This window comes from Actinomycetota bacterium, from assembly GCA_018333515.1.
Classification (GTDB): domain Bacteria; phylum Actinomycetota; class Aquicultoria; order Aquicultorales; family Aquicultoraceae; genus Aquicultor.
Window position 1 is genome coordinate 90224 of sequence record JAGXSZ010000035.1, and the last position, 26098, is coordinate 116321.

The following is a 26098-nucleotide window of genomic DNA, read 5'->3' on the forward strand; positions in this document are numbered from 1 at the left end:
CTTATGTGCCGGACTTTGCGGTAACCAAAGAAAGATATGGCCGATGGGGAGGGGTATGTTGCCCCTTTCGGTTTAGAGGATAAACTTAGCCGGCCTATGGCGAACGAGCGGGATATCGGGGGAAAGAGCGTGGCCTGCATACGGGTGTTTATCGTCGACCAAAACACAATATTACGGGAAGCCTTGAAAGCGATACTCGGTCCGGAAAATGATATTGAGATAGCGGGCGAAGCCTCGAATGTAGACGAGGCGTTGACGGGAATCACCAGCGACAATACCGATATTATTCTAACCAGCATATACTTGCCGGATCAGGGCCTATGCAGGCTTCTCGAGTTCGCGAACTCGTCGGCTCGGTTCATCGTGTTCTCTCTCGGGCGCCCCAAGGAAGCGCGGACTCTACTATTCGACCTTAAGGTCTCCGGCTTACTTAAGATGAACGCCGTTATGGAGGATATCAAGCAAGCGGTTAGGACGGTAGCTTCCGGCGACATATACATAGACCCCGTAATATCGGATGCGTTGCTCGATGGGAACATAGAGAAAAAAGGGGTAAGGCTTTCAAACCGGCAACTGCAGATCTTGAAGATGATATGCGAGGGGTTTACAAATAAACGTATCTCTTTTGAGCTTGGAATTAGTGAAGACACCGTCAAGACGCATGTCCGCAGCATTCTCAAAAAGCTAGGCGCGGCCGATAGGGCGCAGGCAGTCTCGAAAGCCTACGAGAGCGCTATATTGAAGTAGGGCAAGTCCTCTCAACCAGTAACCATCCGTTGATTTTTTGTACCCATCTTAAGCTGTCTCCGCCAATCGTTTCAATCCCAATAAATGGAATCTTCTTGACAACATACCATGCGGGGTATTATATTAGTAATCACGTTAGTATGAGGCGACCCGGTGTCGCTTGGTATTAGCGGCGTTTCAAATAAAGTTAACAGCGGCTATTTCGTAGACTTATGATTAGACAGTGCTCGATTTTGTGATGAGGCCGTCGCCTTAGCCTATTTGGAGGAACTTTCCGTGAAGCAGTTATTTAAAGCCCTTGCGAATCCCGCCAGGGTTGAGATTCTCAAAGTGCTCAGTGCCGCCCAGAAGGGGCAGGGTGCGCATATCGCCAACGGTGAGACGAGCGTGAATATAATCGTCGAAAAAATACCGTTGTCGCCATCGACCGTCTCTCACCACTTAAGCGTTCTCAAGAAAGCCGGTGTCGTCCGCGCGCGGAAAGAGCGTCAGTGGATATTCTACTCCATCGACAGAGAGCCCCTCGAGAAGATGAGGGAGTTCCTGGCCGAACTGTAGTCGCAAGCTATGGTCGCAACTCTTGCCTTACCCCCGGTGGGCTTTATCCAACCCATAATTGCGCACAATCCCAAGGTTAAATCGCAGCAAAATTCGGCATAAAGAAGTAAGACTTCAATTCAAGGATAAGCTTAGTTTTCTTAGGGGGTAATATTATGGCCGATACGAGAAAAACCCGTGTTCTGGTAGTTTTCTACAGCATGACGGGAAACACAGCGGCGCTGGCGCGCTCGGTAGCGCAGAGCGCTGAGGAGCATGGCGCACAAGTCAGGATGCGCCAGGTCAAAGAACTCATTTCGCACGATGTCATCGAGGCGAATCCGAAGATGAAGCAGGTAAAAGAGGAACTCACCGATGTTCCAATCGCCGCCAATGATGACCTGGAGTGGGCCGATGGTATCGCGTTCGGGACGCCCACAAGGTACGGAACCATGACGGCGCAGATGAAAGAGTTTATCGACCAGACCGGAGCGTTGTGGGCGGCAGGGAAGCTAGTCGACAAGGTCGCCGGGTTCTTCACGAGCACCGCAACACTTCACGGCGGTCAAGAGAGCACTCTGTTGAGCATGATCACGCCGGTCTTGCATTTCGGGATGATCCCGGTGGGCGTGCCGTATAGCGACGCACAGTGTATGTTTGAATTGACTGTAGGAGGAGGCTCCCCGTATGGAGCCTCGTCGGTCTCCGGACCCAATGCGGACAGGCCGCCGACTGACAACGATCTCATCGTCGCGCGGGCGCTCGGCGCGCGCATTACGAAGATCGCCTCACGCATGGTCGGTGTCACGGAGGAGAGAAAAGACGCGTAACGCGCGCTGCCGATGCTTTGCCGGTGAACTATAATCGCTCGCTTGACATTTATGAGTGGGCGATTTATTGTGATGTTATGAGCATATGCTCATAACTCTTGAGAGGGGCACGCACATGCCGAGGCCGGTCAAGTGTCGCCGGATAGAATCAAAACCCGATGTCGAGCTATTTAAGCCGCGAGGCATACCGGCGTTCATGCTCGAGGAGGTCGTGCTCGGTTTCGAGGAACTCGAAGCGGTGCGTCTGAAAGACCTTGAAGGGCTAGACCAGGCATCGGCCGCAGCGCGCATGGATATCTCAAGGCCGACGTTTCAGAGAATCTTGCGCTCGGCCAGGGCAAAGATCAGCGACGCCCTGGTCAATGGGAAAGCGATTCGCATTGAAGGAGGCGTCTACGCGATAACAGCAGATGTCCGCAAATGTTGTGCCTGCGGGCACCGGTGGCACGCAAGAGAGGCCGAGGGATGCCCGGTGTGTGCGGGGAAGCTATAAGCAAAAGGCTTTGAAACGACGCAGATGCTTCGCCGAAGTGACGGAGCACCCATAGAATCAACAGGAGGTAGTTAAGATGAAAATAGCAGTATCTACGGAAGATGGCGCGCAAGTCTGCGGCCATCTAGGGCATGTCAGTAAATTCTTGGTATATGAGGTGGATAACGGGTCGATTGTCTCAAAAGAGATTCGCAGTGTAACACCGGTACATAACCCGCAAGACCATCACCAACACGGAGAACATGACCATAATCGCGCGAACCACAATGGCGACCACCACGGGGGCTTAGTCGGGTCGATATCCGACGTCTCCGCGGTCATCACCAACGGCGCCGGAGGCGGCATGATCGCGGCGCTTAAAGGTGCGGGGATTGACCCGGTCGTCACGCCGGAGAGCGACCCCGACGTCGCGGTCATGGCGTATATCGCGGGAACGCCGGCACGGTCGAGCCAGGGCTGCCGCGGCTGCGGTGGCGGCCACCACAACCATTAAGTCGAAAAAGCTTTATTCTAAAAGAGGTTTCTGTCGATCTATCGATAAATGGGAATATCGGAGAACCTGCGATGGCTAATGACTACACGCTCAGAAATCTAAGACAAGATCTGTGGCCGGTTTTTAAAAGGATGCCGGCCTATGCCAAGCTTATCAAGCTGCTGGCTTCGGACCCGCGCCTCTCCGGTAAGCAAAAGACCAAGCTCGCCGCGGGGCTGGGCTACATGGTCTCGCCTATCGACCTCATCCCCGGCTTCATCCCGGTTCTGGGCCAACTCGATGACGTCCTGGCCGTCCTTATCGTCTTGCGCAATGTTTTGCGTTCGTCCCCCCGCGAGATAGTAGAGCCGTATCTTATCCAGACCGAGTTGACCCGCGAGCTAATCGACGAAGACATCGGCACATCCGCACGCGTCTTGCGAGCCGCCTCTATCACATTAGCCAAGAAGACCGGCCGCGGCATCGTTAAGGCGGGACGCTTCGTTGGGAATAAAGTAAAAGAAAAATTAACCAATGCTGTTAATAAGAATAAGCAATAGTTTTGTTTAGTGCCGCATAATTACAGCACAGAAGTTCGGTAAAGCCTCTATGTCTAACAGCCGCTTGCAAGCGCACAGTTACTCCTGAGAAATCCCCTGAGGTTAGAATTATTTACTTTTTAAAAATAAGATTATATAATACTAAGATAAGCAAAGGCTAATATTAAGTTTTAGTGATTCATCTACCGCGTTTCTGCCTCTCTCTTTGTGGATATATGAAAGGAGCCCCAATGACAAGAACACGAGAAGAGATCCTACAAGACCTGGCGGGTAGCGTCCTTAATATGGATGAGGACCTCGCCGTAAGAACCGCCCGCGAGGCTATCGAATCCGGCCTGGATGCCTACGACGCGATCTCGAACGGATTGGTGGTCGGTATGAACAAGGCCGGTGACCTCTATGAGGAAGAAGAATACTTCGTTCCCGAGCTTCTGATTTGCTCGGACGCGATGTATGCGGCGCTCGATATTCTGAGGCCGCGGCTTAAGAAAGAGAATGCTGAGGATAAGGTCGGCTGCGTTATCGGGGTCGTCGAAGGCGATACGCACGACATCGGCAAGAACCTCGTCAGGATCATGCTCGATGTGGCCGGCTTCGACATTCACGACCTCGGGCGAAACGTTCCGCTCGCTGACTTTGTCGAAAAAGCGAAAGAGGTCAACGCGGAACTCATTTGTCTTTCCACGCTTATGACGACGACGATGGACGGCATGGCGACGGTGATCGAGATGCTGAAAGAAGAGGGTATCAGGGATCGCTTTAAAGTCTTGATTGGCGGCGGTCCGATATCAAAGGCGTTCGCGGATAAAATCGGCGCGGACGGCTACGCCGAGAACGCCGCGACGGCAGTCAAAGTCGCCAAGGAAGTCTGTGCCAAGTCCAAATCTATGTTGTAATCGGTCGAAAGGAGAAGACGATGCGGACGATGACGAAGATTCCTCAAGACACCCAGACGTCGCTCGAGAGAGTGCTCTGTTACTTACAAGGTGAAAAACCCCAGCGAATCGCGTGTTTTCCAATAATCTTGAACCACGCCGCCCGCGTGTTGGGCGAGCCTGTCGGCAAGGTTATACGCGACGGCGAACTCTACGGCAAAGCTCATGTCGCTGCTTACAGGAGGTATGGCAACGACATAATACTGTTCCTCTCGACCACGTCCACTTTGGCGGAGGCGATGGGGACAAAGATGGTCTTCTTTGATTGGGATGCTCCTCAAATCTCTGAACCGCTCATTCAAGAACTCGATGATATCAAGAAGGTGCGCATGCCTGATTACCTAAGGGACGGGCGGCTTCCCGTATATCTCGAGGCAACCGAGCTTGCGGTGAGCGAAGTGGGGCACGAGGTGCCGGTAAGCACCGTCTTGGCCGGGCCTTTTACTACGGCGGCGGCGCTCCGCCCGATCGAACTCTTCACGCGCGATCTCTACAAGAACAAAGAGTGGGTTCATGAGCTTCTCGAGATTTGCACGCAGGCCGCAATCGGCTTTATCGATGAGATATTTAAAAGAAAATCCATCCCTTACATCGTTGAGCCGATTGCATCGGCAAGCATTGTGAGTCCGAAGATGTTCAGAGAGTTCGTAACACCTTACCTTAAACGCATAGCCGACCACATTCATGCTAACGGCGGCGGCCTGCCCGCCTGCCTTCACATCTGCGGCAAGACGAAGCCCAACTGGGAGGCGATGCTGGAGGCGGATTACGATCTCTGGAGCCTCGATGCCGTCGATATGGGCGAGGCGAAAGACGCAGCAGGCCACCGGGTCGTCTTTGTCGGAAACGTAACCCCGGCTAATCTGCTGAAGAACTCGCCGGAAGAGATCGACGCCGAGGCCAAGTTGGTCTGCGAGAAGGCTCTGGATGCTCCGCGGGGCTTGATCCTCGGCTCCGGCTGTGAGGTACCGATTGATACCCCGCCGGAAAACATCGATGCGCTGATTAACGCGGCCCGCAAGTACGGCAGATTCGATAACTAAGCGGGGAGAGTCTTGAACGAGAGAGAGCGCTTGATCAGTGTGTTAAGAAAAGAGCCCGCCGACCGGCGTCCTTTTATCTGTCCCGGCGGCATGATGACGATGGTCGTCACCGAACTCATGGAGAAAATCGAGTGTTACTGGCCGGAGGCCCACATCGATGCCGAGAAAATGGCGGCGCTTACTATGGCGGCGAACCGCTTAGCGGGTATTGAAAACCTCGGTGTGCCGTTCTGTATGACGGTCGAGGCCGAGGCGATGGGTGCGGAGGTCGACCTCGGCACTAAAGACATAGAGCCGAGGGTCGTCGCGTATGCCGCAAACTCGATGGCGGACATGGACGCCCTGTCGGCGATCGATGTTATGAGTGGGCGCGCGAAGGTGTGCGTCGATGCCGTAAAGATATTGAAGCAAAAGGCGCCGGATGTTCCCGTTATCGCAAACCTCACGGGACCTGTAAGCTTGGCGACGTCTCTTGTCGACCCACTCGTCTATTACCGGGCGCTGCGAAAAGACAAAGAGGCGGCGCATGCGCTTACCGGGCGCTCGACCGAGAGCCTTATAGCGTTCGGTGACGCCATGCTTGAAGCGGGGGCGGATGTTCTCTGCATTGCCGACCCGAGCGCCACCGGCGAAATAATCGGGCGCGAAGCGTTCGGTGAATTCGTGCTACCGTACCTAAACGAGATGCTCGACCATTTTCGTAACGTCTTCGATGTTCCCGCCATCGTTCATATCTGCGGCGATGTGCGAAGCCTTGGAACGGCGCTCGCCGATATTTCCGCCGAGGCGATCAGCGTCGATTCGGTTGTCGGCATAAAGACGCTCAAAGAACTTATCGGAGGTAAAGTCACCATGGGCAATATCAGCACGCGCTTGCTTGAGAAAGGCGAGCCGGACTCGGTGTTTAAGTCGGGCATGAACGCACTCGTTAGCGGCGGTGTCGATATTCTTGCGCCGGCGTGCGGTATCAGCCCAAAAACGCCGATTCGGAACATCAGAAGCCTCCCGAAGGCTATCGCGCGAACCAAACCCCAGGCGCCCTGTTGTTAGATCAAAGAGGTGTTGGAGGAGCCTGATCGATGGAAGAATTCGAGGTACAATTCCTGCCGCAAGGCAAGACGGTACGAGTTCGCAAGGGTATGAGCGTGCTCGATGCGGCGCGCGAAGCCTTTATCGACATCGAAACGTCGTGCAACGGAAAGGGCACCTGCGGGAAGTGCCGCATCCGCTATGTCGAGGGGACGGCGGGTGCGCCGCACCGCGACGAGCTTATCCATATCGGCAAAGAAGACCTCGATGCCGGGGTTCGTCTGGCATGCAGGACTACTGTCTCGGACAGGGCATCCGTTAACGTTATCGACGAACCGAAGAAGAAGCACCGCATCTTATCGGAAGGCTTCATGCCGTCGTTTACGCTCGACCCCAACATTCGCAAGGTCTACGTTGACTTGCCAAAGCCGTCGCTTGAAGATAATGTCGACGATATCGGGCGCCTTGAGCGGGCGCTCGGTCTTCGCATTGCGGATAGTATGCCGATAAGTCTTCTCCGGGAACTCCCCGGCATATTGCGCGAGAATGATTTCAAGTTGACGATAGTCCATTCCGGCGGGGACATCATCGCCATAGAGGCCGGAGATACGTCCGCACGGTGCTACGGGGTCGCGGTCGATATCGGGACTACGACCGTCGTTGCCTCGCTGGTCGATCTTGACTCCGGAGATGAGCGCGCTTCGGCCTCGATGATCAACCCGCAGAAGAATTACGGCCTCGATGTGCTCACGCGAATCGGGCACATCCGGGCACATCCGGGAGCGTTGCATGTACTTAGCGGCCTTATCCGGCAAGGCATTAACGCGCTCATCGGCGAGGTGTGTGAAACGGCCGGCGTCGACAGGCAATATATTTATGAGGCGGCGGTCGCCGCCAATTCAACGATGATGCATTTGTTTATCGGTGTCGATGCGACGGCTCTCGGCTCGTCGCCGTACGTTTCGGTATTTACGTCCGCCCGGAGCCTGCCCGCGGCCAAACTCGGCCTGGAAATATCCGAATGTGGAACCGTCTATTGTTTGCCCGCGGTCTCGAGCTATATCGGCGCCGACATTACCGCCGGGCTTATCGTCGCAGAGCTTGATAGACAGGAACAGAAAGCGCTCTTTATCGACATCGGCACCAATGGCGAGATAGTATTTGGCTCGAAGGACGGCTTGTACGCCTGTTCGTGCGCGGCCGGGCCCGCGCTCGAGGGGATGAACATCACTTGTGGGATGCGGGCTGCCGAGGGCGCCGTCGAGAAGGTCTTTATCGATGACGTTGTATCCATTCATACGATCGGGGACAAGCCCGCTACCGGGATATGCGGCAGCGGGATTATAGACGTGGTCGCCGAGCTTATCAAAGCGGGGGCGATAGCGCCATCAGGCAGGCTCGCCAAGTTCGCTGATGGCGAGGCGCCGCTCGCATGCCACGCGCACCTGCGAAATGGTAATAAGGGGGTTCGCTTTGTGCTCAGCGACGCGTGTGAGACACGAAGCGAGGTCGCTATTACCCAAAAAGATATCCGGCAGGTACAGCTTGCCAAAGGGGCGATTTTGTCCGGCATCGTGTCGCTGACAAGTCAGCTCAATATCGGCGTGGCCGATATTGAGCGGGTCTATGTCGCCGGCGCATTCGGCCGGCACGTTCGATTAGAAAGTCTTGCACGCCTGGGAGTGTTTCCAGATGAGTGTCTCGACCGGGTCACACTGGTCGGGAATTCGGCGAAGACCGGGGCGATGCTCTGCTTGTTATCGAAAGAGAAGCGGGAAGAGGCGACCCGCGTTGCGCGGCGCGTTCACTATATCGAACTTTCGTGTTACCCGCGTTATGACCGCTTGTTCGCAGAGTGCCTGGCGTTTCCCAAGACAAAAGGGGAAATTCGTTGAGTTTAGGAATCGGAATCGACACCGGCGGAACCTTTACCGATAGTGTTATCGTCGAAATCGACTCAGGGCGGGTGATATCAAAAGCGAAGGCCCTGACGACTAAACAAGATTTAAAGATCGGAGTGAAGAACTCCCTTGATGGCCTCGACAAAAGTCTATTTCAGCAGGTGAGGCTGGTGTCGCTCTCGACTACGCTCGCGACAAATAGCGTCGTCGAGGGCAAGGGTTCTCGGGTCGGCCTCATCATGGCGGTTCCTAATCCCGCCACCTTCGCATTTCAAACCGACGTACCCCCCGAAGATATAGCGATTATAGCCGGCGCCCACAATAAGAACGGCGAGGTCTCGACCGGTCTTGATATGGCGGGGGCCACCGAGGCGATCCATGGCATGCTCGATCGGGTCGATGCCTTTGCGGTCTCAAGCTATTTCAGCATCTACAACGCGGAGCATGAGGTAAAAATCAAGGAACTCGTGACGTCGGCGTGTTTGCGACCCGTCGTCTGCGGCCACGAACTCTCCGGCCATGTCGGCATGGTCGAGCGAGCCGCGACCGCCGTGCTCAACGCGCAACTCTTGCCTGTTATAAGGGAATTGATCGAGGCTGTCAAAGACATGCTTGCCGATAACGGGATAGCCGCTCCGCTTATGGTGGTAAAAGGCGACGGTACGCTCATCGCCGAGCATATCGCCGTCGATAAGCCGGTCGAGACAGTGCTTTCCGGGCCGGCCGCGAGTGTCGTCGGCGCATGCGAGCTTACCGGCTTAAGAGACGCTATTGTGGTCGATATGGGCGGCACTACAACCGATATAGGTATCGTCCGCTCGGGCGTGGTTACGACGAGCGATGAGGGCGCGGTTGTCGGCGGACGGCAGACGCGTGTGCAAGCGGTCGATATGTTGACTGTCGGTTTAGGGGGAGATAGTAAGATCGCGGTTGCATCACCCCAGGACATACGGATTGGGCCGCGCCGGGCCACCCCGCTGTGCTCGACGGCGTCTCAATTTCCCGCTATCAAGGATGCCCTTAGCGCAATGCTGTCGGTGCGTGGAAAGAGGTTAAACGAGTTCGACCTCGATTTCTTTACCCTCATAAAGCGCCCGGGGTTTGTGCTCTCAAAACATGAGCAGGCTTTGATCGACGCGCTCGACGACAGGGTTCTTCACCGAGATCTGATATATGAGCAGATCGGCCCGTTTGTCGATGTCGAGCGCTTTGTCGAACTCGGTTTTGTGGCCGAGGTCTCGTTTACGCCAACCGATGCTCTTCATGCCGGGGGTGAACTAGATATCTGGGATAGCGAGGTCGCGAGCCTTGCCGCCGACGTTTTGGCGGGCAAGGCGGGCTTGGGCCGGGACGAGCTGCTTGAACGCATTTTTCGCGAAATTATCGAGCGCCTGAAGCTTCATATCACCACAAAGGCACTGTTTGATGACGATGCGCCCGGTTTGTTCCGGTCTGATACGGCGCTCAAATTTCTCGATTATCTGTTGCGTCTCAATGGCGAGAGCGGGGTCTCGGCCGACCTGGCACTAAAGCGACCGATCATCGCTGTCGGTGCGCCCGTGGGGGCATATTTTCCGCAAGTCGCACGAGAGCTAGGCACGCGGCTGGTCATTCCCGAGCATTCGGAAGTCGCCAATGCGGTAGGCGCCATAACCGGAAGGGTAATCGAGCGGGCAGAGGCATATATTAGGCCCGACAAACAGAGCGGGTTTGTTGTTGTCGCTACCGATATACACACACGATTTGGCGCGCTCGATGACGCTGTGTTCTTTGCCGAGAACTATGTTCGCTCCGTCGCCGCGGAGCGTGCGACACAAAGCGGCGGCTCAAGCATCGACGTCACCATCGACAGGGAAGAAGTGGAAGCTCCGTTAGCAAGCGGCTGGGGTGATGCCGTCTTTATGGAGCTTAAGCTTATTGCGACCGCAACTGGAAAACCGCTGACTTAAGGCTTACAAGCGACCAGCTTACACTTCGCCAGTTCTTCCTGGAGAATCTTTGAATCGGCTACGGTCGTTTCGAGGGTAAGATTAAAATCTCCGCAGAACTGCTCGGCTTTAGCCAAAAAGTGATCGTTATCGCCGACCCCGGTATCGATATAAAGCCCCCGCCTGTAATGGGTAAACAGCCGCTTTGCCATTTCAAGAGGGTCCTTTCCATGGCGCACTGCGCGATCGAGTTTAAGCTCTTTAATCACCATGTGCGCGCCTATCTCGGCCCAGCCGGGAGTCATGAACCATGTGCCGACCTCTTTCTTTACCTCTTCTCCATACCGTTCGGGGGTTAACAGCATAGAGATGCAGTCGTCGTACTGCGGCAGCACGACCGGGATATCGACTTCGTGCTCGATACCTTTGAGCGACTGACAGTAGCCGTAACCGAGAAAGACAACATCGACTTCATCTTTGATGAGGTCGATGTGATTCTTGATCTCCTGCTTCATCTTCTCGGGATAGATATGAAGCGCGGCCTGCAGGTAGACGACCTTTTCCACTTCCGGGGTTTTTTCCAGCAATATATCGAACTCGCGCTTGATCATATCGCACGCGATTACACCGAGTTTCATCCAGACTCCTTTCCGGGGTAATAACCAATTACGGATATTTCCACGTCTACCTAGCAATATATGATAATATGATACTAATAATAACCCAAACTATAGCTAATTAACAATAACGCTTGTGCTTAAAAGCATATGGCAACTGAGCAACGGTCAATATCCCATTTATAATAGAGTATCCCTTTGTCTAAACCATCACTTAACTCTGAGATAAGGTCTATGTTTATCAGAAAGACCAGTCAATATAGCAAGTAAGTGCTTTACTTGTATAATAGTTTATTATATAATATATAATAAACTATAAGCTTCGAAGGACATACTTTTACCACTCGAAGGAAGGGCTTCTAGATCTTTGTCCAAGAATCATAACCCTGCTAAGAAGGTTAGGAGGAAATTACTAATGTTAAAAGCCCTGAAGCGGGAATCGGGTAACGATAGGAATAGTCTCATCCGAAGCGACGTAACTGTCCCCGGCCACGATCCTACAGTAACGGCTGAAACTAAGATTTCGGTTACGAATATCAACCATTACTTCAAATCTTCCAACGGAAAAGCCACCCATGCCCTTAAGAATATAAGTCTCGATGTCGCCGACCATGAGTTCGTCGCTATTGTTGGTCCGAGCGGTTGTGGTAAAAGCACGCTTTTAAACATCATGTCAGGTCTTTTTAAGGCAACAGAAGGAAACGTATACTTTGATGGGCAGCTTCTACAGGGGATTACTCCTAAGATAGGCTACATTTCCCAGGCGGATGCGCTTATGCCATGGCGAACTTTGACTGAAAATGCCGAGCTGGGCCTAGAGATAAAAGGAATCTCCAAGGCAGAGAGACGCGAGATTGCCAAAGATCTTATCGAGAGAACTGGTCTCAAAGGCTTTGAGAATAGCTATCCGTATGAACTATCAGGGGGAATGAGAAAAAGGGCCTCGATAATCAGGACACTCGCGCTCGACCCGGAGGTATTTTTCATGGACGAGCCGTTTGGGGCGCTGGACGTGTTCACGCGCGAGATGCTGCAGGACGACATTTTAAAGCTCTGGCAGGAGACGAAGAAGACCATCGTCTTTGTTACTCATGATTTGGCCGAAGCCATTACCCTTGCCGACCGCGTTGTCCTTATGACCGCTCGGCCTTCTACAATTAAGGCTCAGTATGACATCCCATTATCACGGCCGAGGTCGGCGCTCGAAACGCGCTTCGAGCGCCGTTTTGTCGAATTGCAGAAGCTCATCTGGAACGATTTAAGAGGTGAAGTTATGAAAGCGAGAGGGAACGAAGCGTATGAATGCATCGAGCTATAGACAGCGCGTAAGTGTCGCAGTAATGAGAATACTACTCATAGGCTCCTTGCTCACAGCCTGGGAATTGCTCGCGGTCTATAAGATTGTTGACATATTCTTTATTAGTCAACCGTCAGCGATTTTTAGTGATTTAGTGAAAGCTTTCATTTCGCGAGAGATACAGCCCCACCTTTGGATTACCTTGCAGGAAGCGATGGCCGGACTCTTGATCGGTACGGTAACCGGAGTAGCCCTAGCTTTTGCCCTTGGCAAACTAGAGGTACTCGCCTATGTGCTGGACCCTATTATTATAGCACTCTACGGTATACCGAAGTTGGCCCTAGGTCCGATTTTCATACTTTGGTTCGGGCTTGGCATAGAGTCAAAAGTGTTCCTCGCGACCATCATGGTTTTTTTTCTCGTTTTCTTTAACGCGTTCGCGGGATTTCGGAACGTTGATCCGACTTTGATCGATGCCGTAAGGCTTATGGGCGCGAGCAACTCCCAAGTTATGAGAAAAGTAGTTTTCCCCTCTTCTGTCCCCTGGATTCTCGCGGGAATTAAAGCGGGCTTGGGGGCGGCGCTGCTCGGTGCGATTGTCGGCGAGTATATAGGGGCGAATGCGGGATTAGGTTGGATGATAGAATATGCGGGCGGAATGTATGATATCACTCGCGTGTTTTCCTGCATCATCGTGCTCATGGTGATCATGGCAACCCTTAACAGTGGCTTGAGAGTTCTCGAAAAACATATGCTCAGGTGGCGCCCATCGAGCGAACAGACATCATTATGAAAGGGGGCGGGTAGCGACACGCTAATTTTTTATTATGTGAAGGGTTTATTTAAGAGTTTTTTTGGGGGAAGTCCTGTTTATTTAAGGAAGGAGTAAGGCGAATTGAAGAGAGTGTTAAGCATTATCGGCGTACTTATAATGGCCTTTACAATCATGTCGATGGCCACCTCATGCGCTAAACAATCGAGCACAAACGAGAGCGCAAACGAACCTGCGACGCAAAAACCGGCGGAGAAGAAGGAGCTAACGAAGATTGTCGTTGCTGAGCCGGGGAGAGGCGAATCATGGCTCCCCGTATATCTCGCGTCTACGCTTGGCTACTACGAAGACGAGGGCCTCGATGTCAGTTTCTCTTCGTTTAAGGGTGGGCCGCTCGTAATAGCGTCGCTTCTAGCCGGCGATACACAGTTTGCACTCACCGGCTACGAGCAGGTTATGAAGACCTATGAAAAAGGCAAAAGCACCAAGATGCTTTTGGCTACGACCGCTAAACACCCCTGGGGCTTCGTGACCGCCCCGAACATAAAGAGCATTTCTGAGCTGAAGGGAAAGACAGTAGCGGGTGGAATGCCGGGGTCCTCTCCAATGGCGTTTGCGAGGGCTTGCGTTAAGCTGGGTGGCCTCGACCCCGATAAGGATGTCTCGTTTGTTGACGTACCTAAGGGCTCGGAAGTAGCGGCGATGGAAAAAGGCGATATCGCCGGGTACGGGTTTGCCTGGGGCAGGGTCAAGATCGAACTTCTCAAGCGGGGAGGCAATCTCCTCATAGATTGTACCGACCCGGAGTGGCACAGGAAGGTCTTGGGTTCTGACGAATATCCGCTGTACGTTATCCAGGTGACCGATGAGTTTATCGAAGAGAAACCCGAAGTAGTTCAGGGGTTTGTAAGCGCTGTCGTCAGAGCTATGATATGGCAGAATAATCATTCAATTGGGGAGATAGCGGAGCAAGGCGCCCCAATGTTTCAGCTTACCGATAAGGAGATCTTACCGCAAGTTCTTGAGGAGACGATGAAGACTCAATCTAAAGACGGCTACTTTACCGAAGCAGGACACGACGCGGCAACTAGGCTGTCTCTCGATGTGGGTTTGATTACAAAGCCCGTTGATATGGAAAAAGTCGTCGATGAGTCGTTTCTGAATAAAGCCCACGATAAGTACGGTAAGTAATTAGTATATAAATCACTTATGCATATCCAAATATTCTGGGGACTTTTAAGTAATGAATTTCTTGCGAATTCAAGGTGAGTTCAAGTTCGGTAAGCTGGTTTGCTCGATTATGTAGGTTGGAGTGATACTCAGAATATGTTGTGGTTTAAAGAAGAATTCGCGATACTGGCCGCCAGGTTCATGATCATGCTGGGCGTGGGCGTGCTGATGACCTCGATACCGGTAATCATGCTCGATATGAAGTGCAGTCCGAGCGAGTTGGGCACGGTGCTTGCCATCTTCGGCTTCGCCATGACTTTTATGCAGCCGTTTGTCGGCAAGCTTAATGACAGATACGACAAGGAAACGCTTGCAATAATAGGCTTAATTGGTTTTAGCTTATCGCTATTTACATTTGCCTGGTCTGCCTCGATTTCACAGCTTTTGATCGCCAGGGTGGTTCAGGGCGCTACTGCGGCGCTGGTGGCCACCAGTACGATAACGATTGTGGCCGAAGTGACCCCATCCCAGAGCATGGGAGCGGTTCTGGGCCGCCAGGGTTCGTCGATGAGCGCCGGCCTTGCGTTTGGTCCGCTCATCGGTGGGATTATGACCGACGCTATATCCGCAAGGGCACCAATTTACTTATGCGCCGCGCTTGCCGTTCTTGCCGCTATTGTTTTAAGGCTTAAAGCTCGCTCACCTAAACGTGATGACATCGAAGAGTTGAACGAGCTTGAGTTCGATTTTAACGAAGAAATGGTCGCAACACCGAAGCATGCGCGGCATCAAGGGGGCGAGTTATAGGTATGAAGTCACCTGCGATCGCTTGTAGAAGACAAGGGAGTGGGGTTGTTTTATGAAAGTGCCGGCGCGCATCGTTGAGAAGGATATATTGACGTCGTCTGAGCGAATGAAGGCTCTTGTAAGTAAAAAAGAGTTGGATAGAGTACCGGTAAATCCTATGGCATCCGTGTATACGGCACTACGAGCGGGCATCTCCGTTAGAGAGTTTTACCTTGAACCTGAAAAAGCCCTCCGAGCCCAAGAATTGTCAATCGAGATTCACAAGTATGATGGAACACCGTCTTATAGTATACCGGATTGGAGCGGCTGGGATTTCGGGGGCGAGTTCGCCTTTCATTCTTCACCCTTGCATGCCTTGCCGTTTTTAGCAAAAAGGGCGGCACAAAGTGCGGATGATGTTAAGAGACTTAAACTACCCGACCCAAAGATCGCACCGGGCGCCGGCAGGATGCTGGTCTTTGCTCGGCTGGCGAGGGCAAGGGGCTATACGGTATCGATTTACGGGGGGTCGCCTATGGGAATCGCCGGTTCGATTGTCGGGCCCGAAGTATTACTTCGCTGGTTTTACAAAGAACCTGAAATGATTCATAAATTGCTACGCTTATCCACCGATTACCTGCTTCTAGTGGCAGACCTCTTTATAGATGAGTTTGGGGCAGAAAATTGCTCGGCGTTCTGCACATATCCCTTAGAAGGTCACGCAGTAGTATCGCCAAAGATATTTGAGAATTTTAGTTTACCCTACGTTATTGAGATGCACGAACAGCTTATTGGTAAGGGTGTAAAAAAGTGGTTGATCCACCTCTGCGGTGAGCACTTTCACAATCTTATGCATTGGAAGAAGATTCCATTAGTGTCAAGAAGCGTCTTTACCATAGGCCACGAGATGGACATAGAGAAGACCGCAGAATTTTTTGGTGAAGACTATATTATAGGCGGTAACGTCTCGACAACTCTTTTGCAGTTGGGGAGCGCTGATGAGGTGTTTGAGGAGTGCGGGCAGATCATTGATAAAATGAAGTACCATTCCGGCGGATTTATTCTAACTCCCGCATGTGCTTTGCCTCCCAAGACGCCACCGGAGAATGTGCAGGCAATGGTGGACGCCGCTCGTATGTTTGGCAGGTATGACTATTGAGAAAATCCACGCAGCGATGCGGATAAATTAGATGAACGTCTTTCTAATATAAGGGGAGAATGATATGAGCGAGAGCGGTGTAATAAGCAGGAGGTATCAGGCAACCGAGGACACACGTACCGTGCAGGCAGTGTGCGCGATCTGTAACGGCGGCTGTGGCATGGATATAACCTTCGAAGGTGATGCTATCGTTGAGATAAAGGGGAGAAAGGAACACCCGGCAACCCGGGGGTACCTATGCCAAAAAGGGCGAAATCTCAAAGATATTTTTGAAGCGCCAGACCGCTTAGTGCATCCACTAATAAAGACGGCCTCAGGCGAGTGGCGGGAGATATCCTGGGATGAGGCGCTTGATATTATAGCGGAGAAGCTCAGTGAGGTGAAAGCCAAGCACGGAGCTGAAGCCGTTGCCGTACACGTAGGCCAAGCAGGGGTGAGAAAGGAATTCACCCCTTATGTACAGCGGTTCTGTGCTGCATTTGGAACGCCAAACTTTTCAACGGCAGGAAGCCATTGCCATATTTCAAAAGTTATCGCGAACGAACTTGTTTATGGGGCTCTTCCTGTACCAGACTACACACACACTAACTCCATTGTTTTGTGGGGTTATAACCCGCAAATATCTTGTCCACCACAGATGTTTATAATCAACGAGGCTCTCGATCGCGGAGCTAAGCTCATAGTGGTCGATCCCAAGGCAACACCGCTGGCACGAAAGGCTGATGTGCACCTGCAGCTGCGACCGGGAACCGATGGCGCCCTTGCCCTTGGGCTTTTAAACGTTGTTATTTCCGAAAATCTCTACAACAAAGCCTTCGTAGAAAAATGGACGGTTGGATTTGATGAACTCACCTCTCTGGTAGGTGAGTATGCCCCTCAAAGGGTAGAAGAGATTACCTGGATTCCCACGCAAAAGACACAAGAGGCCGCCAGGCTTTATGCGACCTCCTCACCGGCATGCAGTTACCCCGGTATTGCGGTTGAGCTTCAGACCAATGGGGTCCAAGCCGCACGCGCTATCGCGATCCTACAGGCGATCACCGGCAATCTCGACATAAAGGGCGGGGCCATATTTGCTCCTGGGGCTGCGCTCTCATCGCTAAAACTTACAAACACTTGTAGCACTCCTGCTATCGGTGAGAACCGGTTCCCCATCTTTTGCGAACACAATGACAATGCCCAGGCCAATATCTATGCCGATGCCATCCTTGACAAAACGCCATATCCCTTAAGGGCACTAATAATTAGCGGATCCAACGCGGTTATTACATGGCCGAACGCCAAGAGACTTATTAGTGCTCTTGAGGACATCGAATTTCTTGTGGTAATGGATCACTTCATGACGGAGACAGCAAAGCTTGCCGATCTCGTACTTCCCGCGGCATCGTTTCTGGCCCGCCCGGAGATTTGGGATCATACAAGCATCTATGGGGCATTACGAATCGGACTGAGCCCCAAGGTGAGCGAGGATAAAAAGCGCATGACGGATTGGCAGTTTTGGACGGCGCTGGCGAGAAGAATGGGCTATAACGATGAGTTTCCATGGCAGAGCGAAGAAGAAGCTCTAACATATAGGCTTGCCCCCCTTGGCGCAACGGTTTACGAGCTGTCCGATAATGAGAATGGGCATATCTACGGTGAGCATAAGGAGAAGGCGTACGAGAAAGATGGGTTTAGGACCCCATCGGGTAAGGTTGAGATCTACTCCAAAGAGCTTGAAAAATACGGTTACGATCCGCTGCCTGTCTATAGAGAGCCCCATGAGAGCCCTGTCTCGATGCCAGAGCTTGCTCGAGAGTACCCGCTTGTTTTAACGACTGGTAAGCGAATGCCAAGCTATCACCACTCGCGCTATCGCAATATAGCGTCGCTTCTAAAACTTGCTCCTGATCCTGAGGTGGAGGTCCACCCGGAAAAGGCAAGAGAGCTTGGGATTAATGAGGGGGAGAGGGTCATTGTTGAGTCCCTGAGGGGAAGTGCCGAGTTTGTGGTAAGACTGACCGATGAGATCGACTCCAGGGTGGTCTTTATCCCGCACGGCTGGGAAGACGCGAACGCAAATATGCTGACCGACAACGAGATTCTCGATCCCATATCGGGTTTTCCCGCCGACAGGGCGCTTTTGGCGAAGATCAGGAAAAAGGGATAACCGGCCCGCTCCGCACTCGTTTCTATATGTCCGATTCATCGGGCCGACAAAGCTTCTCTGCAATAAGCCCCATAAATGGGCAATTGCGGATATTTCAATGAGTTACAAAATCCCTGAAATAAGAATGCCAATGGACAGGCTTGTCTAATTGATAACATAATGTTATATATAAAATAAGTGTTTTAGTGCAACGCTATACTATTCGATCAACCGGCAAGACAAGAATCAAGGAGGAAACACATGTCCGAAGATTATCGCAAAATGTGGGAAGACCTCGGCCTCGACCTCGAAGCCCACGACCAACTGCTAGCCGTGATACCCCAGATGTACGGGGATATCTACATGAGCCAGCAGAATCGCCCCGAAGGGATGTCCTATCTCGACTTTGTCATGTCGGAGATCCACGGCTTGAGAGTCAAGGAACTCAATGACCTGCGCGAGGCGGGCGGCAAAGTCGTAGGCGCATTCTGCCTCTATGTGCCGGAGGAGGTCGTGCTGGCCGGCGGCGCGGCTTGTGTCGGCATCTGCGGCGGCGCCGACTGGGGCGCGGCCGAGGCCGAAAAAGTGTTGCCAAGAAACCTCTGCCCGCTCATCAAGTCGTTCATGGGCTTTAAACTAACCAAGGTCTGCCCATATTTCGAGTCGAGCGACATGATAGTCGGCGAGACCACCTGCGACGGCAAGAAGAAGACCTACGAGGTTCTCGGCGAGTATACCAATGTCCACGTTATGCACACGCCGCAGACCAAGGACGAGGCGAGCCGCACGCTCTGGCTTGACGAGGTGAAAAAATTCAAAGAGACGATGGAAGAGCTTACCGGAAACACCATCGACGCGGCGGCGCTTGCGCGGGGGGTCGCAAGCGTAAACGCGAAGCGGGCCGCACTGAGACGTATGAACGAGGCGCGCAAAGCGAGCCCGGTACCGATAAGCGGCAAAGACGCGCTCCTTATCGAGCAGGTCGCGTTCTACGACGACCCGCTGCGTTTCACCCAGATGATAAACAAGGTAAGCGACGAGCTGGAGCAGCGAATCGCCGATGGTGTCGGCGTGGCTCCAGAAGATGCGCCGCGCATTCTTATCTCGGGCTGCCCGATGGCTATCCCGAACTGGAAGATGCACCACATCGTCGAGTCGACCGGCGCTATCATCGTCGGCGAAGAAGCCTGCATCGGCCACCGCTATTTCAGGGATATGGTCGACGAGAGCCCGAGCGACCTCGACGGCGAGCTTGCAGCCGTCGCCGACCGCTACATGAAGCTCGACTGCGCATGCTTCACGCCGAACAAAGAGCGACTCGACAACATCACGCAGCTCGTCAAAGATTACAAGGTCGACGGCGTTATCCACTATGCGCTCCAGTTTTGCGACCCGTTCACGGTGGAATATAACAGCGTGGAGAGGACGCTTAAAGAAGCCGGTGTGCCGGTTCTAAGGATCGAAACCGACTACAGCATGGAGGACGCCGGCCAGCTCTCGACGAGGGTCGAGGCGTTCATGGAGCGGATCAAAGAGGCGCAAGGAGCGATTGTCTAAGTGTTTGTGGGCATAGATATCGGCTCGCGCTGTATCAAAGTAGTCGCGCTTAATGGAGAGGGCATCACCGACTTCAAGGTCATAGACACCGGTTTTAACCCGCACGAGCGCTCGCTTGAGCTTATCAAACCTTATAACGCGCAAAAGATAGTGGCGACCGGTTACGGTCGCCACTTCGCGCGCGAAGACTTCGCGGATAGCGTGATAACGGAGATAAAAGCGCACGCCGTCGGTTCGCGCTACCTCTTTCCCGGCGGACGCACCATTATCGACATCGGCGGGCAGGACAGCAAAGTCATCGCCCTCGACGAGCGGGGAAGAGTCGCCGATTTTCAGATGAACGACCGCTGCGCGGCCGGCACCGGCAAATTCCTCGAGGTCATGGCGAAAACACTCGGGTTCTCGCTCGATGCGTTCGGGGGAGAGTCACTCCAAGCGGACAAGGCGGTCAAGGTAAACAGTATGTGCACTGTCTTTGCGGAATCGGAGGTTGTCTCACTTCTAGCTAAAAAGGAAGAGCCTCGAAATATCGGCCTCGGCTTGCACCAGTCCGTCGTAGAGCGGGTCGGCTCGATGCTCCATCGCGTCGGTATCGCCGATGATATCGTCCTCTCCGGCGGGGTCGGCTACAATGTCTGCATACAAGAACTCTTTGAGCAGAAGCTCGGTCGCACGGTCTACCGCCATGAACATCCCGAGATAGCGGGCGCGCTCGGCGCCGCGCTCACCGCCCGGGAACAATCATAAAGCATCGACCGAACCTAATTTCGTTCTTAGTCCAGCCAGTTCATCGGGTTCTGCGGTGAACCGTTTACCCGCACCTCGAAATGGAGGTGCGGCCCGGTAGAAAGGCCGGTGGAGCCCGCGTTCGCGATGACGTCGCCTCTCTCCACATCCCGGCCCACGCCGACACGCAACTGTGAATTATGCGCATATAGTGTCGAAAGGCCGCCCCCGTGGCTTATGACCACGGTTTTACCGTAGCCACCCATTCTACCGGCCACAATAACGGTTCCGCTATGCGACGCGTAGATGGGAGAGCCGTGCGCCGCACCGAAGTCGACACCGGTATGCATACGCGAGTAGCCGAGAATCGGGTGACGCCGCATACCGTAGCCGGATGTGATCGATTCCGAGCTGGGTTTCATGAAGCCGACCCCCGAGATGCGCCGGCTATAGGCGTGGTCTATCGAGCCACCCTGCTCGAGCGTTCTGATTTGCGCCGCGACCAGCCGCGATGACGACTCGAGCATATCTTCCGTTATCTTCAGCCGGTTCTGCTCGCGCTCGATGCGCGCAAGCATGTTTTCCTGGCGCTTTAACTCGTTTCTGAAAAGCTCATGTTTGGCGGCGACTTGCTTGCCGGCCTTGCGTACCTCGTTTTCTTGGTCGATGAGGACGAGGCGGTCTCTAGCGACGACCTTTCTGTCGGTCTCAAGCCGGTCGCGGTGTTTTTCCGCGGCTACCTTGATCTCATAGACATCCGCCACGAGTTTGGCATCGTGTCTCGCAATCATCTCCACGTAGCCGATTCGCCTAAACAAATCGCCGAGGTCCGATGCGCCCAAAAGCACCTCAAGAGTACTCGTGGTGCCTTTTTTATAGATGGCGGTGACCCGTTTATTGAAAACAGCCCTCTTGTAGGCGAGCGCCTTCTCGGTGACGATTAGTTCCGCTTCGGTGGCCGCGAGTTCTTTCTCTAGTTTGGCAAGTTTGAGTTCTAACCGGTTCCTAGCGGCGACCTTTTGATTGAGCCGCGCTTTAAGCCCGTCTAGCTGATCCTGGATTTCGATGATTTTGCGGTCGTTGGCCTGCATCTCGCGCACGATGTCGGCTTCGCGGTTCTCCGTCGCATCGAGAAGCCTTTCCGTGGTCTCCAGGCGTTTCTTTATATCGACCTGTTCGCCGCGCTTCGAGTCTAACCGGGACGCGAAAGACGGAGTGGCCGCAAGAGAGAGCGCCGTGATGCTTACTATGATTATTCTTGTACGATAAAACCTCTGAAATAACCTCATGCAGTTATAGAATTTAACCATTGGGTTACGGCTAGTCAACCTTCCCGCAAAGCAATTGATATATCAGGAGGGCCCGACCAGGGATGAGGGGTGAAGAGGGCGCTAACTTGCCGGTAACAGACAATCCATTGCTACTGCATTGCGTGCGCTTGTTTTACGAGCAAATCAAGTGTGCGCCCTTACTTAAAAACAAGCCACTCGTTGCCTTTGCCCTTTTTTGTGTGGACGAGATGGAATTCGCCTTCCAGCCGCTTGCCCTTGAGGACGATTTTGAGACTGCTGGGCTTCTTCTGGGCAACCTCAAAGGTGCCCGAGTCCCAAATAGCGACGGTGCCGGCCCCATACCGGCCCTCAGGAATCGTTCCTTCGAAATCGATATAGTCGACCGGGTGGTCCTCGACCATCATAGCGAGCCGCTTGACCCCCTTCTCTGTGGATATCCCCTTAGGGACGGCCCAGCTCTTAAGAACCATCTCCCCCGAGGGCTCATCCGACTCGAAGTAGTCGGCCGGGAGTTCCAGTCGGAAATCATAATGGTGGCGGACGGAGTGATGGTCGTGGACGACAAACCGCCCACCATGCTCCGCACCGGATTCACCGCTCGGCTCAGGGGTCTTATCAAAACTTCTTTTTTCTCTATATTCTTCGAGTGCCATGAAGATATTATATGGAGAAACGCCCGTCGAAGACTAGCTTTATATTTTCGCACGCCGGGGAGTATTGTTTAAAGCCTATCTGATTTAGGAAACATAGGCTTAAACATGAAAGGCTGGCGAAAACAGATGGCACGACCGGAAGAGAGTTCAACACCGCCGATGATGGTCCCGTACTTCGCTCTCACTTCGACCCGAGGGAAAGAGGTAACGCTGTGGGACTTCAAGCAGCGTAAAAACCTGTTGCTCTACTTTTTTAACGGCGCGGATTGCCGGGATTGCCGCCATACCTTGATGCGCTTGCGCGATGATCACAGCCGGTTCGAGCAGTTAAGTACTGAGGTCATTGCCATCGGGGTCGATGAGCCGGCACCACTCAGCGCGCTCGTCGATGCACTACATATACCTTTCCCGGTTCTATCCGACGCGTCGGGAGCCGTTGCTTCAAAATATGGCTTACTCGAAAAGCCGTCGGCCAAACCAATGCCCTCGGTCTTTATTGCGGACAGGTACGGCGCGCTGGAGGCATCCTGGGTAGTCGAGCGCGAATCGGAACTCCCCGACCAAGACGAACTTCTCGCCAATCTCCAACTACTCGAACTTCGATGTCCCGAGTGAGGCGTCTAATTTTAGGCGGTTCGCCTATTTAGCCGAAGAAGCCGAATATGTGATTGCCGGGAAGCCGTATATGTATCATGTATCTTACGTAAAACAGCATAATGAACAAGACGGCAAGCGGTAGAGCGCGCAGAATTATTGGCTTGCGCAATTTGAAGTCGAGCAGGTCGTCTACTCGTCTTGATATACTAAGTCTTGGCGCCAAGTCGCTCTTTACGATGCCAAGCGCAGGCTGAGGCATAGAAAAACCGCTTGATATTTCGGCGACTTTAGCAATCGCACCTGCGAGTTCCACAGGTTTTCCAGTGGTCTTTGCGGCGAGGTAGTCGGCCGCCCGCTCTCTCTCCGCGCTCAGCAACCTAAATGTTACCCAGACAAACGGACTGAAGAACACCAAGTCTCTTAATGCTATCGCGGCCCAAAGTTTGATGTTGTCTTTTCTCTTGAAGTGGGCGAACTCATGCGCAAGGACGGCCTCGATCTCGGCGTCGCTCAGTTTATCGACGCTTTCTAAGGGCAGGGCGATCGTGAAGTTAGTAAACCCTATCATCAGCGGGCAAGGAACATCCGCGAAGGTTATTTTAGGCATTTTTACATTGAAGCTCTTACTCAATCTCTCGGCAATCGCGTAAACCCTCTGGTGCATTACGTGGCTTAGCTCTTCACTCGCGGCCAGACGCTGTCTGTACGCATATAACGCGGCCCACCGGACAGCGAGCATCACGAAGAACAATACCGCCGCGACCAGCAGGACGTTCATGAACAGCTCGGTGCCCCCGGGCTTCAATAGAGTATTGTCGGACAGTCTATAAGTAGAATACTTATCAGCCGACGCATCTACGAGATTCATCGGATCAGGTATCTGGAAGCAAGATCTAAAATTTAGCTTGCCCCATTCGATCTCGTCCATCCTCGGTACATAAAAACCACCGATAAGAATAGTGAGCGGCTTGATTAACGGCGCAAATAGAAAGAGGTGTCTGAGCGATGGTCGCTTAACAAAGAACATCTTCATAAAAAACAGTGCTAGTAGAAGGGTTAACGCTGAGCCTACAATAGCGGGCAGAACATGATAAAAAGCAAGCATTTTCAAGACATCCATGACGGAACTCTCTCTTTTTTGCCGGATGGCTTTGGTGTATCCTTAAGCTGGCGCGTGTAACGTTTAATCGCGCTGCTTAAAATATTACACGCTTGAACGCTAAAAGTTAAGCATATTAACGCAACAATCGATGCCTTTGTTTCTACTTTATGGTTCAAGGGCAAATTTTATTCTTAGAGCGGGCGATATAAACCATGAAAGGGGAGCTGCGCATGTCCGATTCGGTCGCGCTCATTGAAGAGCTGGTAAATGCATCGGGTATATCCGGTTTTGAGGCGGAGGTAAGGGAGGTCGTCAGGCGTCATCTCGAACCTTTGACGGAGATTTCCACCGACAATCTCGGTAGCATCATAGCGAAAAAGGCGGGAGCCGCCTCGGAGCCGCGCATCATGATCGCCGGCCACATGGACGAAATCGGCCTTATGGTATCGAGCATAAGCAAAGACGGTTTCATCATGTTCCAGCCCCTCGGAGGTTGGTGGGATCAGGTCATGCTTGCCCAGCGTGTCGTTGTCAAGGGCGGCAAAGGCGATGTGCCGGGCGTCATAGGCTCGAAACCCCCTCATCTGCTCGCACCCGAGGAGCGCAAGAAAGTCGTTGAGATGAGGGAGATGTTTATAGACATCGGTGCCTCCGGCAACGACGACGTCAAAGAGATGGGGGTGAAGCCCGGCGACCCCATAGTAATCGATAGTCCTCTGACGAGGATGAAAAAAGAGAATATGCTCATGGGAAAAGCTATGGACGACCGGGTTGGCTGCGCGGTCTTTATTGAGGTTATCAAGCGGTTGAAAGATATCGACCACCCCAATACGGTTTTCGGTGTCGGCACCGTTCAGGAAGAGGTCGGCTTGCGCGGCGCGAAGACGAGCGCGGCCGTCATCCATCCCGATGTGGCGATTGCGGCAGAGGTCTCTATCGCGGGGGACACGCCCGGAGTGCGGGAAAACGACGCCCAAGCCAGGCTGGGCAAAGGACCGGCCATCGTCGTTCTCGACGGGTCGATGATACCAAACGCAAAGCTGCGGGACTTGATCGTGAAGACAGCCGAGGAACACGAGATTCCCCACCAGTTCCAGGCGGCGGGGACCAGGGGGGGCACCGATGCCGGCAGAATCCATCTGCACGGCACCGGGGTGCCGAGCATCGTCATAGGCGTGCCGACTCGCTATATACACAGTCACGTCGCCGTCATCGACCATAACGATTTCGAGAACACAGTCAAACTCATGGTCGAAGTCGTCAAAATGTTGGACATCGAAACCGCCAAGAGCCTAAAGCCATAGGCAGTCTCCGGCGAGAATAAATTCGATATCGGCAGCGCGTGCCGACGATTACGACTGAAGCTTATTGCGGAGTTCTAATATCTCTACGACTTCAGCTTCGCCATTGAGCTTCAATGGATGAGAGGTTCGTACATCGTTTGAATAGAAAAAGCGGGGTCCAATCAAAGCGGACCCGCTTGTACGGTGGTGTGGGAGTTGCGCCTTGCCAAGCTCAAGGAGCACACGTGACCTGAGATGGTCACCTTGACAAAGCCTAGCCAGCAGTCATGTACCGAGTCTTGCGTGGTGTCTGGTAACAGGCGCTCACGAAGCGTAGACAGGAAGATAGCAGGCCGGAATAAAGTGAAGAGGATAATTAGCCCCGAAATAGAACGCGTTGTGAAGCAGCCGACCTTTTCTCTCAATGGGGAAGGCAGAAACTTAGGTAGTCGCGAGCGGTGAGAATATCTAGTTGCTTCCGGGG

Annotated in this window: 25 protein-coding genes; 21 read left to right on the top strand and 4 right to left on the bottom strand. The window is 53.1% G+C overall.

Features of this window, described 5'->3' with window-relative positions; all coding sequences use genetic code 11:
* Positions 1 to 96 precede the first annotated feature (96 nt).
* The 11 genes from KGZ93_10225 to KGZ93_10275 all read left to right on the top strand — a co-directional run bounded on the left by KGZ93_10225 (position 97) and on the right by KGZ93_10275 (position 10496).
* Positions 97 to 747, top strand: a complete 651-nt coding sequence (locus KGZ93_10225) for a response regulator transcription factor (GenBank protein MBS3909977.1) — start codon at positions 97 to 99, stop codon at positions 745 to 747.
* A 276-nt stretch (positions 748 to 1023) separates the two neighbouring features.
* Positions 1024 to 1305 carry a winged helix-turn-helix transcriptional regulator gene (locus KGZ93_10230; protein ID MBS3909978.1) on the top strand — a complete coding sequence of 94 codons (282 nt, stop codon included), beginning with the start codon at positions 1024 to 1026 and terminating at the stop codon, positions 1303 to 1305.
* 155 nt (positions 1306 to 1460) lie between these two features.
* Complete coding sequence (gene wrbA, locus KGZ93_10235) at positions 1461 to 2114, top strand: NAD(P)H:quinone oxidoreductase (GenBank protein MBS3909979.1); 654 nt, start codon at positions 1461 to 1463, stop codon at positions 2112 to 2114.
* 115 nt (positions 2115 to 2229) lie between these two features.
* The gene (locus KGZ93_10240; GenBank protein MBS3909980.1) at positions 2230 to 2607 is read left to right on the top strand and encodes a DUF134 domain-containing protein; all 378 of its coding nucleotides are present in this window, start codon (positions 2230 to 2232) and stop codon (positions 2605 to 2607) included.
* A 76-nt stretch (positions 2608 to 2683) separates the two neighbouring features.
* Positions 2684 to 3100, top strand: a complete 417-nt coding sequence (locus KGZ93_10245) for a hypothetical protein (GenBank protein ID MBS3909981.1) — start codon at positions 2684 to 2686, stop codon at positions 3098 to 3100.
* 71 nt (positions 3101 to 3171) lie between these two features.
* Positions 3172 to 3639 carry a DUF1232 domain-containing protein gene (locus KGZ93_10250; GenBank protein MBS3909982.1) on the top strand — a complete coding sequence of 156 codons (468 nt, stop codon included), beginning with the start codon at positions 3172 to 3174 and terminating at the stop codon, positions 3637 to 3639.
* A 230-nt stretch (positions 3640 to 3869) separates the two neighbouring features.
* Positions 3870 to 4535 (top strand): corrinoid protein, encoded by a 666-nt coding sequence (locus tag KGZ93_10255; GenBank protein MBS3909983.1) that lies wholly within the window; start codon positions 3870 to 3872, stop codon positions 4533 to 4535.
* A 20-nt stretch (positions 4536 to 4555) separates the two neighbouring features.
* A complete protein-coding gene (locus KGZ93_10260; protein ID MBS3909984.1) occupies positions 4556 to 5617 on the top strand; it encodes a uroporphyrinogen decarboxylase family protein in 1062 nt (353 codons plus the stop codon).
* 12 nt (positions 5618 to 5629) lie between these two features.
* Entirely contained in the window at positions 5630 to 6667 is a 1038-nt protein-coding gene (locus tag KGZ93_10265; GenBank protein ID MBS3909985.1) for an MtaA/CmuA family methyltransferase, read from the top strand.
* 29 nt (positions 6668 to 6696) lie between these two features.
* The gene (locus KGZ93_10270; GenBank protein MBS3909986.1) at positions 6697 to 8541 is read left to right on the top strand and encodes a DUF4445 domain-containing protein; all 1845 of its coding nucleotides are present in this window, start codon (positions 6697 to 6699) and stop codon (positions 8539 to 8541) included.
* Positions 8538 to 10496 (top strand): hydantoinase/oxoprolinase family protein, encoded by a 1959-nt coding sequence (locus tag KGZ93_10275; protein ID MBS3909987.1) that lies wholly within the window; start codon positions 8538 to 8540, stop codon positions 10494 to 10496. The genes KGZ93_10270 and KGZ93_10275 overlap by 4 nt, the downstream gene beginning before the upstream one ends.
* Here the strand turns inward: KGZ93_10275 and KGZ93_10280 are convergent.
* Positions 10493 to 11113 (bottom strand): DUF1638 domain-containing protein, encoded by a 621-nt coding sequence (locus KGZ93_10280; GenBank protein MBS3909988.1) that lies wholly within the window; start codon positions 11111 to 11113, stop codon positions 10493 to 10495. The genes KGZ93_10275 and KGZ93_10280 overlap by 4 nt on opposite strands.
* A 394-nt stretch (positions 11114 to 11507) precedes the next feature.
* On the opposite strand from KGZ93_10280, the gene KGZ93_10285 reads away from it, so the two are divergent.
* The 8 genes from KGZ93_10285 to KGZ93_10320 all read left to right on the top strand — a co-directional run bounded on the left by KGZ93_10285 (position 11508) and on the right by KGZ93_10320 (position 20708).
* On the top strand, positions 11508 to 12410 hold the full coding sequence (locus tag KGZ93_10285) for an ABC transporter ATP-binding protein (GenBank protein ID MBS3909989.1): 903 nt from the start codon (positions 11508 to 11510) through the stop codon (positions 12408 to 12410).
* Positions 12391 to 13182, top strand: a complete 792-nt coding sequence (locus tag KGZ93_10290; GenBank protein ID MBS3909990.1) for an ABC transporter permease — start codon at positions 12391 to 12393, stop codon at positions 13180 to 13182. Before KGZ93_10285 ends, KGZ93_10290 begins: the two co-directional genes overlap by 20 nt.
* Before the next feature lie 102 nt (positions 13183 to 13284).
* Complete coding sequence (locus KGZ93_10295; GenBank protein ID MBS3909991.1) at positions 13285 to 14352, top strand: ABC transporter substrate-binding protein; 1068 nt, start codon at positions 13285 to 13287, stop codon at positions 14350 to 14352.
* Between the two features lie 135 nt (positions 14353 to 14487).
* The gene (locus tag KGZ93_10300; protein ID MBS3909992.1) at positions 14488 to 15138 is read left to right on the top strand and encodes an MFS transporter; all 651 of its coding nucleotides are present in this window, start codon (positions 14488 to 14490) and stop codon (positions 15136 to 15138) included.
* Between the two features lie 52 nt (positions 15139 to 15190).
* A complete protein-coding gene (locus tag KGZ93_10305) occupies positions 15191 to 16276 on the top strand; it encodes a uroporphyrinogen decarboxylase family protein (protein MBS3909993.1) in 1086 nt (361 codons plus the stop codon).
* Positions 16277 to 16340: 64 nt separating this feature from the next.
* Positions 16341 to 18425, top strand: coding sequence for a molybdopterin-dependent oxidoreductase (locus KGZ93_10310; protein ID MBS3909994.1), 2085 nt, complete (start codon positions 16341 to 16343; stop codon positions 18423 to 18425).
* 240 nt (positions 18426 to 18665) lie between these two features.
* Positions 18666 to 19961, top strand: coding sequence for a 2-hydroxyacyl-CoA dehydratase (locus tag KGZ93_10315; GenBank protein ID MBS3909995.1), 1296 nt, complete (start codon positions 18666 to 18668; stop codon positions 19959 to 19961).
* On the top strand, positions 19962 to 20708 hold the full coding sequence (locus tag KGZ93_10320; GenBank protein ID MBS3909996.1) for a 3-hydroxyacyl-ACP dehydratase: 747 nt from the start codon (positions 19962 to 19964) through the stop codon (positions 20706 to 20708). It abuts the gene before it with no gap.
* Between the two features lie 26 nt (positions 20709 to 20734).
* Here the strand turns inward: KGZ93_10320 and KGZ93_10325 are convergent, their stop codons facing one another.
* Together KGZ93_10325 and KGZ93_10330 are read right to left on the bottom strand one after the other, a co-directional pair.
* Positions 20735 to 21976, bottom strand: coding sequence for a peptidoglycan DD-metalloendopeptidase family protein (locus tag KGZ93_10325; GenBank protein ID MBS3909997.1), 1242 nt, complete (start codon positions 21974 to 21976; stop codon positions 20735 to 20737).
* 179 nt (positions 21977 to 22155) lie between these two features.
* Entirely contained in the window at positions 22156 to 22632 is a 477-nt protein-coding gene (locus KGZ93_10330; GenBank protein MBS3909998.1) for a 3'-phosphoesterase, read from the bottom strand.
* A 126-nt stretch (positions 22633 to 22758) separates the two neighbouring features.
* On the opposite strand from KGZ93_10330, the gene KGZ93_10335 reads away from it, so the two are divergent.
* The gene (locus tag KGZ93_10335) at positions 22759 to 23247 is read left to right on the top strand and encodes a peroxiredoxin family protein (GenBank protein MBS3909999.1); all 489 of its coding nucleotides are present in this window, start codon (positions 22759 to 22761) and stop codon (positions 23245 to 23247) included.
* Positions 23248 to 23275: 28 nt separating this feature from the next.
* Here KGZ93_10335 and KGZ93_10340 read toward each other — a convergent pair whose 3' ends face one another.
* Complete coding sequence (locus KGZ93_10340) at positions 23276 to 24349, bottom strand: M56 family metallopeptidase (protein ID MBS3910000.1); 1074 nt, start codon at positions 24347 to 24349, stop codon at positions 23276 to 23278.
* Between the two features lie 212 nt (positions 24350 to 24561).
* On the opposite strand from KGZ93_10340, the gene KGZ93_10345 reads away from it, so the two are divergent.
* The gene (locus tag KGZ93_10345; protein ID MBS3910001.1) at positions 24562 to 25635 is read left to right on the top strand and encodes a M42 family metallopeptidase; all 1074 of its coding nucleotides are present in this window, start codon (positions 24562 to 24564) and stop codon (positions 25633 to 25635) included.
* The last annotated feature ends 463 nt before the right edge of the window (positions 25636 to 26098 follow it).

Coding starts and splice junctions, on each gene's coding strand:
- KGZ93_10225 (MBS3909977.1), top strand. CDS start 97: ATGGCGAACGAGCGGGATATCGGGGGAAAGAGCGTGGCCTGCATACGG.
- wrbA (MBS3909979.1), top strand. CDS start 1,461: ATGGCCGATACGAGAAAAACCCGTGTTCTGGTAGTTTTCTACAGCATG.
- KGZ93_10240 (MBS3909980.1), top strand. CDS start 2,230: ATGCCGAGGCCGGTCAAGTGTCGCCGGATAGAATCAAAACCCGATGTC.
- KGZ93_10245 (MBS3909981.1), top strand. CDS start 2,684: ATGAAAATAGCAGTATCTACGGAAGATGGCGCGCAAGTCTGCGGCCAT.
- KGZ93_10250 (MBS3909982.1), top strand. CDS start 3,172: ATGGCTAATGACTACACGCTCAGAAATCTAAGACAAGATCTGTGGCCG.
- KGZ93_10255 (MBS3909983.1), top strand. CDS start 3,870: ATGACAAGAACACGAGAAGAGATCCTACAAGACCTGGCGGGTAGCGTC.
- KGZ93_10260 (MBS3909984.1), top strand. CDS start 4,556: ATGCGGACGATGACGAAGATTCCTCAAGACACCCAGACGTCGCTCGAG.
- KGZ93_10270 (MBS3909986.1), top strand. CDS start 6,697: ATGGAAGAATTCGAGGTACAATTCCTGCCGCAAGGCAAGACGGTACGA.
- KGZ93_10280 (MBS3909988.1), bottom strand. CDS start 11,113: ATGAAACTCGGTGTAATCGCGTGCGATATGATCAAGCGCGAGTTCGAT.
- KGZ93_10285 (MBS3909989.1), top strand. CDS start 11,508: ATGTTAAAAGCCCTGAAGCGGGAATCGGGTAACGATAGGAATAGTCTC.
- KGZ93_10290 (MBS3909990.1), top strand. CDS start 12,391: ATGAATGCATCGAGCTATAGACAGCGCGTAAGTGTCGCAGTAATGAGA.
- KGZ93_10300 (MBS3909992.1), top strand. CDS start 14,488: ATGTTGTGGTTTAAAGAAGAATTCGCGATACTGGCCGCCAGGTTCATG.
- KGZ93_10305 (MBS3909993.1), top strand. CDS start 15,191: ATGAAAGTGCCGGCGCGCATCGTTGAGAAGGATATATTGACGTCGTCT.
- KGZ93_10310 (MBS3909994.1), top strand. CDS start 16,341: ATGAGCGAGAGCGGTGTAATAAGCAGGAGGTATCAGGCAACCGAGGAC.
- KGZ93_10315 (MBS3909995.1), top strand. CDS start 18,666: ATGTCCGAAGATTATCGCAAAATGTGGGAAGACCTCGGCCTCGACCTC.
- KGZ93_10325 (MBS3909997.1), bottom strand. CDS start 21,976: ATGAGGTTATTTCAGAGGTTTTATCGTACAAGAATAATCATAGTAAGC.
- KGZ93_10330 (MBS3909998.1), bottom strand. CDS start 22,632: ATGGCACTCGAAGAATATAGAGAAAAAAGAAGTTTTGATAAGACCCCT.
- KGZ93_10335 (MBS3909999.1), top strand. CDS start 22,759: ATGGCACGACCGGAAGAGAGTTCAACACCGCCGATGATGGTCCCGTAC.
- KGZ93_10340 (MBS3910000.1), bottom strand. CDS start 24,349: ATGGATGTCTTGAAAATGCTTGCTTTTTATCATGTTCTGCCCGCTATT.
- KGZ93_10345 (MBS3910001.1), top strand. CDS start 24,562: ATGTCCGATTCGGTCGCGCTCATTGAAGAGCTGGTAAATGCATCGGGT.